At 63.7% G+C, this 13,704-nt stretch carries 12 protein-coding genes and 2 tRNA genes; 11 read left to right on the top strand and 3 right to left on the bottom strand.

What is annotated here, in order from left to right; genetic code table 11:
- Positions 1–92: 92 nt before the first annotated feature.
- The 6 genes from IB277_RS09495 to IB277_RS09470 all read left to right on the top strand — a co-directional run bounded on the left by IB277_RS09495 (position 93) and on the right by IB277_RS09470 (position 7,291).
- On the top strand, positions 93–488 hold the full coding sequence (locus IB277_RS09495; protein WP_034793353.1) for an Ohr family peroxiredoxin: 396 nt from the start codon (positions 93–95) through the stop codon (positions 486–488).
- A gap of 240 nt (positions 489–728) precedes the next feature.
- Entirely contained in the window at positions 729–1,184 is a 456-nt protein-coding gene (locus IB277_RS09490; protein ID WP_034793355.1) for a (2Fe-2S)-binding protein, read from the top strand.
- Positions 1,185–1,188: 4 nt separating this feature from the next.
- Complete coding sequence (locus tag IB277_RS09485) at positions 1,189–3,342, top strand: molybdopterin cofactor-binding domain-containing protein (protein ID WP_060516123.1); 2,154 nt, start codon at positions 1,189–1,191, stop codon at positions 3,340–3,342.
- Positions 3,343–3,344: 2 nt separating this feature from the next.
- Positions 3,345–3,986, top strand: coding sequence for an Isoquinoline 1-oxidoreductase subunit (locus tag IB277_RS09480; RefSeq protein WP_192370956.1), 642 nt, complete (start codon positions 3,345–3,347; stop codon positions 3,984–3,986).
- Between the two features lie 463 nt (positions 3,987–4,449).
- On the top strand, positions 4,450–5,367 hold the full coding sequence (dapA, locus tag IB277_RS09475) for a 4-hydroxy-tetrahydrodipicolinate synthase (RefSeq protein ID WP_089043591.1): 918 nt from the start codon (positions 4,450–4,452) through the stop codon (positions 5,365–5,367).
- A gap of 376 nt (positions 5,368–5,743) precedes the next feature.
- Complete coding sequence (locus IB277_RS09470) at positions 5,744–7,291, top strand: DUF1254 domain-containing protein (RefSeq protein ID WP_082566244.1); 1,548 nt, start codon at positions 5,744–5,746, stop codon at positions 7,289–7,291.
- A gap of 48 nt (positions 7,292–7,339) precedes the next feature.
- On the opposite strand, the gene IB277_RS09465 is transcribed toward IB277_RS09470, so the two are convergent.
- The gene (locus IB277_RS09465; RefSeq protein WP_226020699.1) at positions 7,340–8,797 is read right to left on the bottom strand and encodes a CYTH and CHAD domain-containing protein; all 1,458 of its coding nucleotides are present in this window, start codon (positions 8,795–8,797) and stop codon (positions 7,340–7,342) included.
- A 143-nt stretch (positions 8,798–8,940) separates the two neighbouring features.
- The gene (locus IB277_RS09460) at positions 8,941–9,336 is read right to left on the bottom strand and encodes a hypothetical protein (protein WP_176960260.1); all 396 of its coding nucleotides are present in this window, start codon (positions 9,334–9,336) and stop codon (positions 8,941–8,943) included.
- Here IB277_RS09460 and IB277_RS09455 point away from each other — a divergent pair.
- The 3 genes from IB277_RS09455 (at position 9,308) to IB277_RS09445 (ending at position 12,326) form a co-directional block, all read left to right on the top strand.
- Complete coding sequence (locus IB277_RS09455; RefSeq protein WP_034793373.1) at positions 9,308–10,414, top strand: endonuclease/exonuclease/phosphatase family protein; 1,107 nt, start codon at positions 9,308–9,310, stop codon at positions 10,412–10,414. The two genes, IB277_RS09460 and IB277_RS09455, sit on opposite strands and share 29 nt — an antisense overlap.
- Before the next feature lie 2 nt (positions 10,415–10,416).
- Positions 10,417–11,157 carry an NUDIX hydrolase gene (locus IB277_RS09450; protein WP_090294099.1) on the top strand — a complete coding sequence of 247 codons (741 nt, stop codon included), beginning with the start codon at positions 10,417–10,419 and terminating at the stop codon, positions 11,155–11,157.
- A gap of 251 nt (positions 11,158–11,408) precedes the next feature.
- Complete coding sequence (locus tag IB277_RS09445; RefSeq protein ID WP_110818631.1) at positions 11,409–12,326, top strand: PhzF family phenazine biosynthesis protein; 918 nt, start codon at positions 11,409–11,411, stop codon at positions 12,324–12,326.
- 55 nt (positions 12,327–12,381) lie between these two features.
- Here the strand turns inward: IB277_RS09445 and IB277_RS09440 are convergent.
- A tRNA-Lys gene (locus tag IB277_RS09440) sits at positions 12,382–12,457 on the bottom strand.
- Positions 12,458–12,753: 296 nt separating this feature from the next.
- On the opposite strand from IB277_RS09440, the gene IB277_RS37855 reads away from it, so the two are divergent.
- Together IB277_RS37855 and IB277_RS09430 are read left to right on the top strand one after the other, a co-directional pair.
- Positions 12,754–13,323, top strand: a complete 570-nt coding sequence (locus IB277_RS37855) for a hypothetical protein (RefSeq protein WP_210187426.1) — start codon at positions 12,754–12,756, stop codon at positions 13,321–13,323.
- A gap of 134 nt (positions 13,324–13,457) precedes the next feature.
- Positions 13,458–13,533: transfer RNA gene (locus IB277_RS09430), tRNA-Lys, on the top strand.
- The last annotated feature ends 171 nt before the right edge of the window (positions 13,534–13,704 follow it).

Below are 13,704 nucleotides of genomic sequence, written 5' to 3'. Positions count from 1 at the left end.
GCAATGGTGTTGACGATGCCTCACGCTTCATCTATAAACATCGCATCCGATTAAAGCGGATCCGATAAAAAATCAAACAGAGAGGAAATGACATGACCGAGAAGCTTCTTTTCACCGGCAAGACCCACAACACCAGCGGCCGCGACGGCGGCACCATCAGCCAAGACGGCACTTTGGAACTCAAGCTCACCCAGCCGCATCCGGCCGCGGAAAACCTGTTCGGCGCCGCCTGGTCGGCCTGTTACCTGGGCGCGATCGAGCTCGCAGCGCTGCAGCGCAAGGTGAAGCTCCCGGCCGGGCCGCAGGTCGATACCGAGATCGATCTCAACGTCAACGACGGCTCCTATTTCCTGCGTGCCCGCCTGAACGTTCGCCTGGATGGTCTCGACCGCGACGTTGCGCACGACATCATCCACGCCGCCCATGATATCTGCCCTTACTCCAAGGCAGTGCGCGGCAACATCGACGTCGAGACCAATCTCCTCTGATTTCCGCTTAAAAAAACCTATTGATATCATCGGGATGTGCCTGAGCTGGTCACCAGCCGCGGCGCATCCCGATTTCGTTTCAGCAGCGCTCGTTCCTCTACGCATGGCGTCCGGCGGCGGTGGCGGAGGGATTTTCCCGACGGGACCTCACAAGAATGTAATTTGGCCGATCGTCCGCCTTGTTGGTATTTTCGCGCCTTCGCATGTACAGGGGAGCGGCCCTGAGGGGCCGATGGTCGCATGCCTTACAACCTCACGGTCAATGGAAAGAGCTATGCCGTCGATGTGGACGGCGATATCCCTCTGCTCTGGGTCCTGCGCGACACGATAGGGCTTACCGGAACCAAATTCGGCTGCGGCATCGCCATGTGCGGCGCCTGCACGGTGCATGTCGACGGGCAGGCGGCGCGCTCCTGCGTGATGCCGGTGTCCGAGGCGGCGGAGAAACCGATCACCACGATCGAGGCCATCGGCGACACGCCCGAGGGCAAACGGGTGCAGCAGGCCTGGCTCGACATCGACGTGGTGCAGTGCGGCTACTGTCAATCCGGGCAGATCATGTCGGCGACCGCGCTCATTGCCGCCAATCCCACGCCGACCGACGACGACATCGATGCCGTCATGGCCGGAAACATCTGTCGTTGCGGCACCTATCCGCGCATTCGTGCAGCCATCAAGCTTGCGGCGCGGGGGTGATGCCATGTCCATCTTCGACAGAACGAACCTTTCCTTATCGCGCCGCCAGCTTCTGATCGGCGCATCGCTGACCGGCGCGGGGCTGGTGATCGGGTTCAGGCCGCAGGCGGCCGTCGCAGCGGGCGAGCCCTTTTCGCCGAACGCCTTCATCCGCATTCCCCAGGAAGGCAAGATCACCTTCGTCATGCCCTCGGTGGAAATGGGGCAGGGCATCTATACGGCGGTCGCGATGATGCTTGCCGAAGAGCTGGAGGTCGGGCTCGACCAGGTGGTGCTGGAACATGCGCCGGCCGACCCCAAGCAATATGCCAATCCGCTGCTGGGCGACCAGATCACCGGCGGTTCCTTTGCGATCCGCGGTGTCTACGAGCAGATGCGCAAGGCGGGTGCGGCGGCCCGCATCATGCTCATCGGTGCTGCGGCGCGCGACTGGGGCGTTTCGCCCGACGCCTGCAAGGCCGAGGCGGGACATGTGGTCGAGACCGCCGGCAGCCGGCGCGCCGCCTATGGCAGCCTGATTGCGGCTGCGGCCTCTGAAGTCGTGCCGCAGGAGGTGCCGCTGAAGCCGGCGTCCAGCTACCGGGTGATCGGCAAGCCGGTGCATCGTCTCGACAGCCCGGAGAAGGTGAACGGCACGGCGAAATTCGGCATCGATGCCCGCCCGGATGGCGTCTCCTATGCGGCGATCGCGATCTGTCCGCACTTCAACGGCAAGCTGCGCTCAGTCGACGAGGCCCCGGCCATGGCGATCAAGGGCGTCAGTCAGGTGGTCCGCATCGAGGAGGCCGTCGCGGTCGTCGCCAACAATACCGGCGCTGCGCGGAAGGGGCTCGCGGCCCTTTCGATCGAATGGGATCCGGGGCCGAGCGCCTCGGTTTCGCAAGCCGAACTCGAGCACCTCATGGATGCGGCGATCGACGGCAAGGCCCTGCCGCATGTCAGCGAAGGCGATGTCGCCAAGGCCGAGGCCGAGCATGGGCCGGTGCACGAATTCGTCTACCGCATGCCGATCCTGACCCATTCCGCCATGGAGCCGATGAATTGCACCGTGCATGTGCGCCCCGATGGCTGCGAGGTCTGGGTGGGGACGCAGATCATGAGCCGGGCACGGCAGGCGGCGGCCGACGTTACCGGCCTGCCGGTCGAAAAGGTGGTGGTGCACAACCACTTGCTCGGCGGCGGCTTTGGCCGCAGGCTCGATGTCGACGGCGTGATCCTCGCGACGAAGATCGCCAAGCAGGTGAAGGGCCCGGTGAAAGTGACCTGGAGCCGGGAGGAGGACATCCGTCACGACTGCTATCGTTACCTCAACTACAGCAAGGTGACGGCGACGCTCGGGGCCGACGGCATGCCGGTCTCCTGGCGGCACCGGGTCATCGGCCCGTCGGTCATGGCGCGCTGGTTCCCGGGCTTTACCAAGGACGGTGTCGACCTCGACCAGATGGCGGGGGCCGAAACGCCCTATGCGATCGAAAACAGGCAGACCGATTTTGCCCGCCAGGAGGCGCCGGATGGCATGCTCACCGGTAACTGGCGTGGTGTCGGCGCCACCCGCAACATTCCCCCGGTCGAATGCGGAATCGACGAACTGGCGGAACTGGCGGGCATCGATCCGCTCGAATACCGGCGGCGGCTGCTGCAGCACAAGCCGCGGCTGCTCGGCGCGCTCGACCTTGCAGCCGAGAAGGCCGGCTGGTCGACCCCGCTTGCCAAGGGCAGGGGGCGGGGTATCGCGGTTGCCGAGGATTTCGGCAGCTTCGCGGCGATGGTCGCCGAAGTCAGCCTGGACGGGAACGGCAGGTTCAAGACCGAGCGTATCGTCTGCGCGGTCGATTGCGGCCAGGTGATCAACCCGGACACGGTCGAAGCGCAGATCCAGAGCGGCGTCGTCTACGGCCTGAGTGCGGCACTTTACGGGCGCATCACCGTCGAAAACGGCGCGGTGGTCGAAGGTAATTTCGACGATGCGCCTGTCCTGCGCATTCACGAGACGCCGCCGATCGAGGTGCATATCGTGCCGAGCGCCGAGGCGCCCGGCGGCATCGGCGAGGTGGGCACGCCCGGCGTGGCGCCGGCGCTTCTGAACGCGATCTTCATGGCGACCGGCAAGCGGCTCAGAACCCTGCCGATCGACCAGGGCGACCTGAGGAGGGTGTGACCATGAACAGGCCCGCTCTTGCTCTCTCGCTTGCATCCGCGCTCGTGGCCGCAGGTCTCATCGCCACTTTCGAGCCGGTCAACGGTTTTGCCGAAACCGCCAGCGGCGGCGCCTTGAAAGGCGCGGCCGACTTTGCCTCGATCACCGACGCGCGCCACCGCTCGAAGGCGATCTTTGCCGAGGCGAGCCGGGTGCTCACCCATCCGCGCTGCATCAACTGTCACCCGGCAACGCGCAGCCCGACGCAGGGCGAGGACATGCACCCGCATGTGCCACTGATGATCGCCGCCGACAGTTCGATGGGGCCGGCCGGCCTTGCCTGCAGCACCTGCCACGGCGCGGAGAACCGGGCGATCGTCGGCAGCCGGCTGAAATCCATCCCCGGCAACGCCCATTGGCAGCTGGCGCCCGAAAGCATGGCCTGGCAGGGCCTCACCGTTCGCGAGATCTGCGAACAGGTGAAGGACACCGAGCGTAACGGCAACCGCTCCCATGCCGATCTCATCAAGCACATGGGCGAGGATCACCTGGTCGGCTGGGCCTGGCATCCGGGTGAGGGCCGCAGCGCGCCGCCCGGTTCGCAACCGGAGTTCGCCGCGCTGATCACGGCCTGGGTGGAGACCGGCGCGGAATGTCCGGACTGAGCGGAAGCTCACGTCCGGACTGAGCGGAAGCTCAAGTTTGGGCTAAGCGGGTTGGATTGCCGGCGAGCGCTGTATCAGCCTGTCGAAGCGCGTGCCGCGCACGGCGTCATGCAATCTTCAGCAGCCTTCGCCAGGCCTGCTGCAAGATTGGATTTGATGCGGCCAAGTAACTGTAAACAACTGAAAATTGCAAGATCGAGGCGTTGCTGCGACGATCGGGGAGCGCAGGCACGTCGTCGCTAGGAGCGGGTCCTCCTTGACAATGCAGCCGGACTGTTCGACCTTCGCGCCCATGACCTGCCGCCTCGCCAAACTGACGACTGCGAAAAAAGCCCCGCACCCGGGGCTGTCGGTCGTTGCGCGCAGAGCATAGCAAGCACAAGGACCAGATCGACCCCGCCGGTTCGGACGGGGTTTTCGCTTGCGCTCCCCGTCTCCGGTTTTTTCAAGGAGATGGAATTTCATGGAAAGCACAGCTTCAACGCAATCGCCGGGCCTTGGCGGCCTCTGGCTGCCGCTGATCACGCCCTTTCGCGATGGTGAACTGGACGAGCGCTCACTCCGACGGCTGGTCGTCCACTATGCGGCCGAGCCGATCGATGGCTTCATTCTCGGCGCGACCACGGGCGAGGGCATGGCGCTCGACGAGGCGGAGTGCGAGCGGGTGGTTGCGATCACCAATCAGGCCCTGGCTGGATCCGGCCGGCGCATTCCGGTCTATTTCGGGCTTTCCGGCAGCGATACGCGGAAGTCGGTGAAGGCGCTGGAGCGGATGGCCGCTTGGGGCGTCGATGGCTATCTGATTGCCTGCCCCTATTACACGCGGCCGTCGCAGCGGGGGCTGTTTGCGCATTTCTCGGCCCTTGCTGATGCCACGGACCGGCCGATCCTGATCTACAACATTCCCTACCGGACGGGCGTCAACCTCGGCAACGAGACGATGCTGCAACTGGCGGAACGGAGAAACATCGTCGGCGTCAAGGATTGTTCGGCGGATGCGACGCAATCCTTCGATCTGCTGCGCCACAAGCCGCGCGATTTCGCCGTACTGACCGGCGAGGACCCGTTGTTCTACACGGCGCTGACGCAAGGGGCCGAAGGCGGGATCACGGCGTCCGCCCATGTGCAGACGGCAGCCTTCGCCGATGTTCGCAACAGGCTGCTTGCCGGCGACCAGGCGGGGGCGCTTTCCGCATGGCAGCGCCTTGCCGACCTGCCGCGGCTGCTCTTTGCCGAGCCGAGCCCCGGACCGATCAAGCACTGGCTGTGGCGCGCGGGGCTGATCGACAGCCCGGAGATGCGCCTACCGATGGTGCCGGTGAGTGATGACCTGGCGCTGAGGATCGAAAGGGCGATGGCGGCGCAGGACGGCCGCCGCTGAGCCTGCGACGGTTCCTCAAGGCGGGGCGATCGGTGAAAGGAAGATCGCCCTGCTTTGCGTGGTCGTTTGCATCGTATTTTAACAGTTACGTACTTTCGCCGAACGGCTTGTTTCGGCAGGATAGCGGTCCTCACGCGCGGTGTCCGACGGCCCTGTGCGGACCCGTGCTGCTGGGCATTGAAATGCCGCAGTTGAGGAAAAAAAACAGAGAACCATTCTTGCGAGCGATCCGTGTCCTGAACCGTCACGGGTGAGGGCGAAAGGCCGGTTTTCCGGCGCGAGGACGAAGCCGGGCGAGATGGACGGTGTGCCAAAAACGGGGCGCCTGTGCGGGTGCCTTTCGAAAGCTGATTGATCAGGACGCCTGGAGACGATGATGAAAACATCCGGCAGCAATCTTGAAATCACTCGACGCGACATGATGAAAGGCGGGATCGGAGCAGCCTCGCTTGCCGCGATCGGTGCCGGCGCGGCCGTTCCGGCGGCTTTGACCGCCGCCTCGGTCGTTACCTCGGCCACGCCCGCCGAGGCGCAGCAAGCGCTCGGGCCGGGAGCGCCGACGCTGCCGGTGACCGGCGTTGCCATGCATCCAGGCTATGCCCGTACGATCGGGCAGATGGCCTATATCTGGGGCTGGCCGATCGTCAACATGCTGAACCGCAGGGCCAAGGTCACCCAGGCGCCCTATGCGGGTCTGCTCGGTGGCCTTTCGCCGGTGGCCCCGCGCGGCCAGGTGGGCATGCTGCACGACTATATCGAGCCGTCGGAAACCTTCGTCACATGCCCCAACCAGGACGTCGTCTATGGCCTCGGTTTCTTCGAGCTCGACGATGAGCCCGTCGTCGCGCAGGTGCCCGACTTCGGCGACCGCTTCTGGCTCTATTCGCTCTACGATGCCCGCACCGATCAGTTCGGCCAGCTCGGCAAGCCCTATGGCACGCGGCCCGGCTTCTATCTTCTTGTCGGCCCCGACTGGGACGGGCTGAAGCCCGCCGGCATCACCGACATCATCCGCTCCCCGACATCGCTTGCGAGCGCCATTCCCCGCATCTTCCAGACCGATGTGAGCGACGACAACCAGGCGGTCCAGCCGCTGATCAACCAGGTGGTTTTCTATCCGCTGAAAGAGTTTACCGGCGAGGCGAAGACGATCGAATGGGCAAAGCTGACCGACATTCCGGCTCCGCCCTTAAACGGCGGCGCGACCGACGCCGAAACCAAATGGGTGACGCCGGAGACGTTCTTCGACCAGTTCGGCGACGCCATCGCCGCGGTCGATCCGCTGCCGGGGGAGGAGGCGCTTTTTGCCCAGTTCCGCCTGTTGCTCGACGCGGCCGAGCGGGATCCCGAGCTTCGGGGCATGCTCGTCGACACCGCGATCGAGACCGAGAACAAGGTCATCCACCCCTTCTTGGAATGGCAGCGCAACGGGCTGCCGGCCGGCAATGGCTGGAACCGCTCGGTCAACAATGCGCAATGGGGGATCGACTACTTCAACCGGACCGGCACCGCCAAGTCGAACATGTTCAACAACCGGCCGAGCGAGACGCAGTATTTCTATACCGACTTCGACGGCGCCGGCGACCAGCTGACCGGCGTGAAACTCTACGAGATCACCTTTGCGCCCGGCCAGGAACCGCCGGTCAACGGCTTCTGGTCGCTGACCCTTTATGACGACAAGCACCTCTTCCACACCAACGACTTCAAGCGCTATTCGCTGGGCACCAAGAGCGACAGGCTGAAGCGCAATGCCGACGGCTCGCTGACGCTTTATGTGAGCGCCGAGCGCCCCGGCGGGGAGAAGGACAGCAACTGGCTGCCGGCGCCGCACGGAATCTTCTCGCTCTACATTCGCGCCTATTGGGGCAAGGACGCGATCCTCGACGGCACCTGGCAGCCGCCGAAGATCACGGTTGCGGCATGAGGGTGGCCAAGGTGCCGGGATAAACCGACGTCGGTTTGCCCGGCATGCTCAACGCCAGAAGCGCTTGACGTCGATCACGTCGTCGAGCGCAGCCTGCGCGCGGTCGATGAGCTTGTCCTTGTTGGCCTGAACGACGAGCGTTCCGGCGTCCGGGTGATCTTCGAGGCCGATCTCGCCGAGCACATTCGGCGCCGAAACCAGATCGTTGAGCGTGCCGAGTTCATCCTGCAGTGCGGCCATTGCGGCCGTGAAGCGCTTGTGGCGCCTGGCGCCACGCTTGTCGTCGAACAGTGTCGCAAAGAATTCGGCGGCATAGCGCAGCTTCTTGGCGTCCTTGCGGGCCTCGTGCCGCTCCTCGTCGTTGATCTTGGCGAGCGCGCGGCCGTGCTTCTTCAGCTTCCGGCGCTCGCGGTCGAGCACGGCCTCGGCAAAATCGGTCACGGGCCGATCGTGAAGTTCGGCGGGCGGCGATGAAAGATAGGCGCCGCAGTGCAGCCACTGGTGGAGATCGAGCATGAGGGCGCGGCCGCGTCCGTCATCGAGCGCCGCGAACACCTCCCGATAGCGGGCGGCGCGGGCCGTCTTCAGCCACTCGACAAGTTCCGGCTGGGATGCGCGGGCCAGGAGAACGTCGACGTCGCGGGCCTTGCCGAAGACGCCCGCCAGCCACTTCAGCTCGCCTTTCAGGCGCGTACTTTCGTCGTCCTGAAGCAAATCCCTGTAGAGCGAGAAGGCCGATCGCAGGCGCCGAAGGGCAACGCGAGCCTGGTGCAGGGCCTCCGGGTTCTGGCGCACGCGCAGCACGTCTTCGTTCAGGCGGTGGTGGCGAAGACAGGCAAGGGCGACCGTGCGGAAGCTCTTTGCCACCCGCATCTCGCGGTCGAGTTCGACCGGCTCGGCCTTGAAGACCATCTGCTCGGCATCGATGAGACGGAAGCCGCGCTCCGCCTTGGACATGACGCCGAAGCGGATGGGAACGATCGCCTCGATACGGCGGGCGAGCGTGAAGAGCGCCTCGGGCGCGCCGTCCTTGAGCTCAAGTTCGATCTCGCCGATCGCGGTCTGGCGGGTGCCCGCGGTGATCAGGCCGCGGTCGAGCACGACCTCGACGTCGGCGCCATCCTGTTTCACTTTCCAGGTGGTGCGCTCGACATCGACGGCAAAATGCGCCTGCAGATCGCCTGGCTCGAGGTCGAACTGGGCGGCAAGCGGCGTGGTGTGGTCGACCACCGGCTCGTCGCTGTCCAGCGGCTGCTCCCATTCCGGCCGGGCGAAAACCGAGGCGCTCGCTCCCGTCGCCTTGATCGTCTGGGTGCGGGCAGAACCGACCGTGCGGATGCGCAGCGTGAAACCCGACTGGAACAGGTCGCGGGCGCGCGTATCGAAATAGACGGACCGCTGGCTTTCGACGCGCGCCGGCTCACCCAGAAGCCCGGATGCGGCGAAGCGATCGAGATCTTCAGGGAGAAGCTCGAGCTTGATTTCGATTTCCGTGTTCAACCCCATCCTCCAACAAGTGCAAGAGACAACGCGATAATGCCATATGAGCACATTGGTTCGTGTTCTGGATGACATGGATCATATTTGCGGCGGCGGTCCCACGCGATAGGTCGCGCTCGAAGCTGGAGGCCGCCGGTGTGTACGGGATTTCAATGGATTCCGGACGGAAAACCGCTTCGCACTTTTCCTCGAATTGCTTTTGAGGCGACGCAATTCCGAACGGACAAGCGCTTCACACTTTTCCTGGAATTGCTTTTGAGGCGACGCAATTCCGAACGGACAAGCGCTTCACACTTTTCCTGGAATTGCTTTTTGAGATGGCGCGATTCCGGACGGAAAACCGCTTCGCACTTTTCCTGGAATTGCTTTTTGAGATGGCGCGATTCCGGACGGAAAACCGCTTCGCACTTTTCCTGGAATTGCTTTTTGAGATGACGCAATTCCGAACGGAAAACCGTTTCACACTTTTCCTGGAATTGCTTAAGCTCCCCGCATTTCATGCCACGGAATTGATAAATGTCGCTTCGCCTTGCCACCTTCAACATCGAAAACCTTTTGAGCCGCTTCGATTTTTCCGGCTTTCGCAACCAGCTGAAACAGGACCGCGTGCTCCGGCTCTTCGACGTGAAGACGGAAGCCGAGTACCAGCGGCTGGAGGAGGCGCGCACGATTGCGCATACGGACGATACGCGGCAGATGTCGGCGCTCGCGATTGCCGATTGCGATGCCGATATCCTCTGCCTGCAGGAAGCCGACAACATGGCCTCGCTGCAGGCCTTCGAATACAACTACCTTTTTCGCATGGTCGGCAACGGCTATCGCCAGAAGTACCTGATAGAGGGCAATGATTCGCGCGGGATCGACGTCGCCGTGCTGATGCGCGAGGAGACGCGCGACGGCCAGCCGATCGAATGCCTCGACGTGAAGAGCCATGCGGGGCTGACCTATGAGGACCTCGACCTCTTCAACGACAGAATAGCGCTTACCAACCGTCCGGCCGACCGGATCTTCAAGCGCGACTGCCTGGAGCTGGACTTAAGGATCGGCGGGCGGCCGCTGACGCTCTACGTGGTGCATTTCAAGTCGATGGGGCCGGCGCGCGAAGGGCTCGACGGCCGGCAGGCGACGATGCCGCTGCGCGTGGCCGAAGCCTCGGCCGTGCGCCACATCATCGAAAGCCGCTTCGGCCGCGGGAAGACGGCCGATAAGATGTTCGCGATCTGCGGCGACATGAACGATTACCAGGAGAAGGTGAACATCCTCGGCGACCGGCGCACCGGCTACCAGTTCGTGCCGCATGAGGAGGAGACGAGTTCGCTCGACGTCTTTACCCGCGACGGCTTTGTCGAGAACCCGATGCTGCGCCGTCCGGTGATGGATCGCTGGACGCTGTTCCACAGCCGCGGGCCGCAGGAGCGGCATCTCTGCCAGCTCGACTATATCTGGCTTTCGCCGGCGCTTGCCAAGCGCAACGCGCACCAGGTGCCCGAGGTCATTCGCGGCGGCCAGCCGTTCCGCACGATCTTTCCGCCTGATCTGGAGGTGGAGCGCTATCCGCGCACCGGCTGGGACCGGCCGAAGGCGTCCGACCATTGCCCCGTGGCCATCACCCTGGATGTGTGAGCATGAGCGCGCTTGAAAGTAACACGGACGCCTGGCCGGATGAAGGCGTCATCATCCCGATCGATGCGGTGGATGTCCGCGTTACCGGCGCGGCGCATCCGTTTCACCAGGAGGAGGTGGAGCGCGCGCAGGAAAACTGGCAACGGGAGATTGCCGCCAACCCGCACCTCTTCGACGGGCGGATGGTGTTGCTCAGGGCGCTTCGCATCGCGGACGGCCGGCTGCGAGGCGAGGGGCATGTGGTGCCCTATTCGACCTTTCTCTGGTGGCGGAAGACGCGGGCAAAGAGTGCCTTTCATCTCTTTGCCATGCCGGCGATCCTTTCTTCCGATGGTGCGCTGATCCTCGTGCGCATGGGCGGGCACACCGCCAATCCGGGCCGGGTCTACAGCCCCTCCGGTTCGCTCGAGCCCGAGGATATCGTCGATGGCGGCTGCGACATCGACGGCAATATCCGCCGCGAGGCGATGGAAGAAACCGGCATCGACCTTTCGCTCGCGACCGTGGAGCCCGGCTATCACCTGCTGCATATGGGCCGCGCCGTGACGCTCATCCGCGTCTATCGCTATCCGGAGACGGCGGCAGCGCTGGTTGCGCGCGTGGCGGAGCACATTGCCGCGGACCCGGAGCCGGAGATTGACGAGGCGATCGCGGTTTTCGGCCCGGATCCCGTGGCGCACAACTATCCGCCCTTCATACCGCCGATCCTCGACTGGCTGTTTCGGCGCGAGAAGCCGCTCTGATTTCGAATCAACGGGACGTCGCATCTCCTTGTATTTGTGCGTTTTAGCGGGGGTCGCCACGCGGCCGCGCGGCGGCGGATGCGCGCCGGTTGCGGCCGGGAGGGTTTTTGGCCGCGTGAGCGGCGTAGCGTGCTGCCGGAGCCGGAGCTAAAGAAAACGTGATCCGCGCCGAGCTGTGTACCGGCGCTTTTAAGCCTTGCCGCCCGCGTCCCGACGCTGCAAAGTTCGCGCATATTCGCAAGGGGACATGAATGGCGCTCAGCTACGCGATCTACGACGTCTTCACCGACAGGCGACTGGAAGGCAATCCGCTGGCCGTGGTCTTCGGTGCCGACTGGCTCGACGATGAAGCGATGCAGGCGATCGCGCAGGAATTCAACCTGTCGGAGACGGTGTTTATCCGCAGGCCCGGCGGTGCGGCGCACACGGCGAAGCTCCGGATCTTCACGCCTGCCCAGGAACTGCCCTTTGCCGGCCATCCGACCGTCGGTGCGGCAATTGCGATCGCCGAGGCCCAGCGTGGCGCGATCGAGGAAGGTTTCGACCTCGTGCAGGTGCTGGAGGAGAAGGTAGGGCCGGTGCGCTGCGCCGTGCGGCTCAAGCCCGGGCAGGCGAGCTTTGCCGAATTCGACCTGCCGCGAAAATCGGTCAGGCTCGACGCACGCTTCGACCGGCAGGCGATCGCCGATGCGCTAAGCCTGAAACTCTCGCAGATCGGTTTCGAGAATCACGTTCCGTCGTTCTGGAGCGCGGGCGCACCCTTCGTCATGGTGCCGGTGCATGATGTGGCGGCGGCTTCGTCGATCGAGTTCGATTCGCTGCGCTGGGAGCAACTGACGCCGATGGCCGAGGGACGGCTGGCCGCGGCTTACGTCTATTGTCGCGGCGGCGTGAACCACACGGCGCGCTTTCACGCCCGCAAGTTCGGCCCTGGTGCCGGCAATCTGGAGGATCCGGCAACCGGCTCGGCCGTTGCCGCCCTTTCCGGCGCGATCCACTATTTCGACCAGTTCGTCGACGGCCATCATCCGGTGCTGGTCGAGCAGGGCATGGAAATGGGACGGCCGTCCTTCATCCATCTGCATCTCGACATCTCGGGCGGCGAGATCAGCAACGCCCGCATCGGCGGCCATGCGGTGAAGATTGCGGCCGGCGAACTCTACGTCTGAGGCGTCGGCATAAGACTTGGAAAATTCAGCTTAATCAGCGTCTTAAGAGAAGTTTTGGTGGGTGATCACGGGCTCGAACCGTGGACCCGCTGATTAAGAGTCAGCTGCTCTACCAACTGAGCTAATCACCCATCCGCGACCGCTGCGGTGTGTCCCGCTGCTGTCGTGAGGGGGCGTATAAAGGCGTTCGGTTTGGTTGTCCAGCGCCTTTGTGAAAATCTTTTGAAAAATCTCGTGAGGCTAGAGCAACCCCTGTGGAGAACTCGCCCGCTATCAACCGGGCGCGTTCCGGCCACCCCTCGCGCATCCCTGCGGATACAGGCCACAGGGGAAACGCGACAAAAGACCCGTTTGACGCGAGGCGCATGGTCGGCATACTGCAGCGAGCCGGGCACACGAAACGAGCGATGATTGGAGAGGTATCCCCATGCGCAGCACGATCGCCGCAGGAATGCTCGTCGGTATCCTTGCCGGCTTCGCCACCGAGGCGAAGGCCGAAGTGCCGTTCTTCAACGCCACCTGCCCCGGCCGTATCGAGGTCCACGCCGATCAGGGCGGTCCCGTCTTCATCAATGGCAGCCAGGCCCGTCTGAAGCGGTTCAGCAGCGATTATTACGAGGCGAGCCAAGGACGAACCACGATCTCGATCAGCGTCAACCGCGATGGTTCGCCTTCAATCAGCTATACGCGCCGGGGCGTCGGCAACGGCGTCTGCCGTGTCACGTCTGCCGGCGGCAACACACGGCCACGCCCGGAACGCCCGCCGCAATACGACGACACGCAGCAGCCGGATCGTGTCGACGCAAGGATGATGCCGCGCTTCTGCCAGGGCGAAGCGTCTGCCGCCTTCGGCGTGCGTCCCAACCGGATCACCGTCAATATGGCCTTCCGAAGCGGCCGCTACTATTGGGTGCAGGGCAACTACGATGGCGGCCGCGGCGTCACCTTCTTCAACTGCCGCTTCGACCTCAGGGGCAACTTCATCGACGTGCGCTGACGACGGGGATGATTGAAGGCAAGAATCTAGCCGTCTCCGACCGCTCCGGCGGAAACGGCTGTGAGTTTATCATTGCGAGATGCAAATACCCTCTTGAGTGTGATGAGGTCGTGCGCTAAAGCGACGCCACGGATGGGTGATTAGCTCAGTTGGTAGAGCAGCTGACTCTTAATCAGCGGGTCCACGGTTCGAGCCCGTGATCACCCACCAAAACTTCTTCTAAAGCGCTGATTAGATTACAATTCCTATACTTAGGCCGATCGCATGTGTCCGGGCTTCTGGGCAAAAGTCACGGCCCGTTTCCGTTGCAAAATATACCGATTCGATGTTGCGCCCCCAGTGGGCGGCGCGCATTCCGCTGACCCGTGGGACGGGCGGCGG

Origin of the sequence: Ensifer sp. ENS07 (assembly GCF_014852185.1) — a bacterium.
GTDB lineage: Bacteria > Pseudomonadota > Alphaproteobacteria > Rhizobiales > Rhizobiaceae > Ensifer > Ensifer adhaerens.
The sequence above is the reverse complement of the archived record's forward strand: the minus strand, read 5'-3'. Positions and strand labels throughout refer to the sequence as shown.

Excerpts from the sequence above, each read along its gene's own strand:
- IB277_RS09445 (WP_110818631.1), top strand. The coding sequence starts at position 11,409 with ATGGCGCTCAGCTACGCGATCTACGACGTCTTCACCGACAGGCGACTG.
- IB277_RS09465 (WP_226020699.1), bottom strand. The coding sequence starts at position 8,797 with ATGGGGTTGAACACGGAAATCGAAATCAAGCTCGAGCTTCTCCCTGAA.
- IB277_RS09495 (WP_034793353.1), top strand. The coding sequence starts at position 93 with ATGACCGAGAAGCTTCTTTTCACCGGCAAGACCCACAACACCAGCGGC.
- IB277_RS09450 (WP_090294099.1), top strand. The coding sequence starts at position 10,417 with ATGAGCGCGCTTGAAAGTAACACGGACGCCTGGCCGGATGAAGGCGTC.
- dapA (WP_089043591.1), top strand. The coding sequence starts at position 4,450 with ATGGAAAGCACAGCTTCAACGCAATCGCCGGGCCTTGGCGGCCTCTGG.
- IB277_RS37855 (WP_210187426.1), top strand. The coding sequence starts at position 12,754 with ATGCGCAGCACGATCGCCGCAGGAATGCTCGTCGGTATCCTTGCCGGC.
- IB277_RS09455 (WP_034793373.1), top strand. The coding sequence starts at position 9,308 with ATGTCGCTTCGCCTTGCCACCTTCAACATCGAAAACCTTTTGAGCCGC.
- IB277_RS09490 (WP_034793355.1), top strand. The coding sequence starts at position 729 with ATGCCTTACAACCTCACGGTCAATGGAAAGAGCTATGCCGTCGATGTG.
- IB277_RS09480 (WP_192370956.1), top strand. The coding sequence starts at position 3,345 with ATGAACAGGCCCGCTCTTGCTCTCTCGCTTGCATCCGCGCTCGTGGCC.
- IB277_RS09470 (WP_082566244.1), top strand. The coding sequence starts at position 5,744 with ATGAAAACATCCGGCAGCAATCTTGAAATCACTCGACGCGACATGATG.
- IB277_RS09485 (WP_060516123.1), top strand. The coding sequence starts at position 1,189 with ATGTCCATCTTCGACAGAACGAACCTTTCCTTATCGCGCCGCCAGCTT.
- IB277_RS09460 (WP_176960260.1), bottom strand. The coding sequence starts at position 9,336 with ATGTTGAAGGTGGCAAGGCGAAGCGACATTTATCAATTCCGTGGCATG.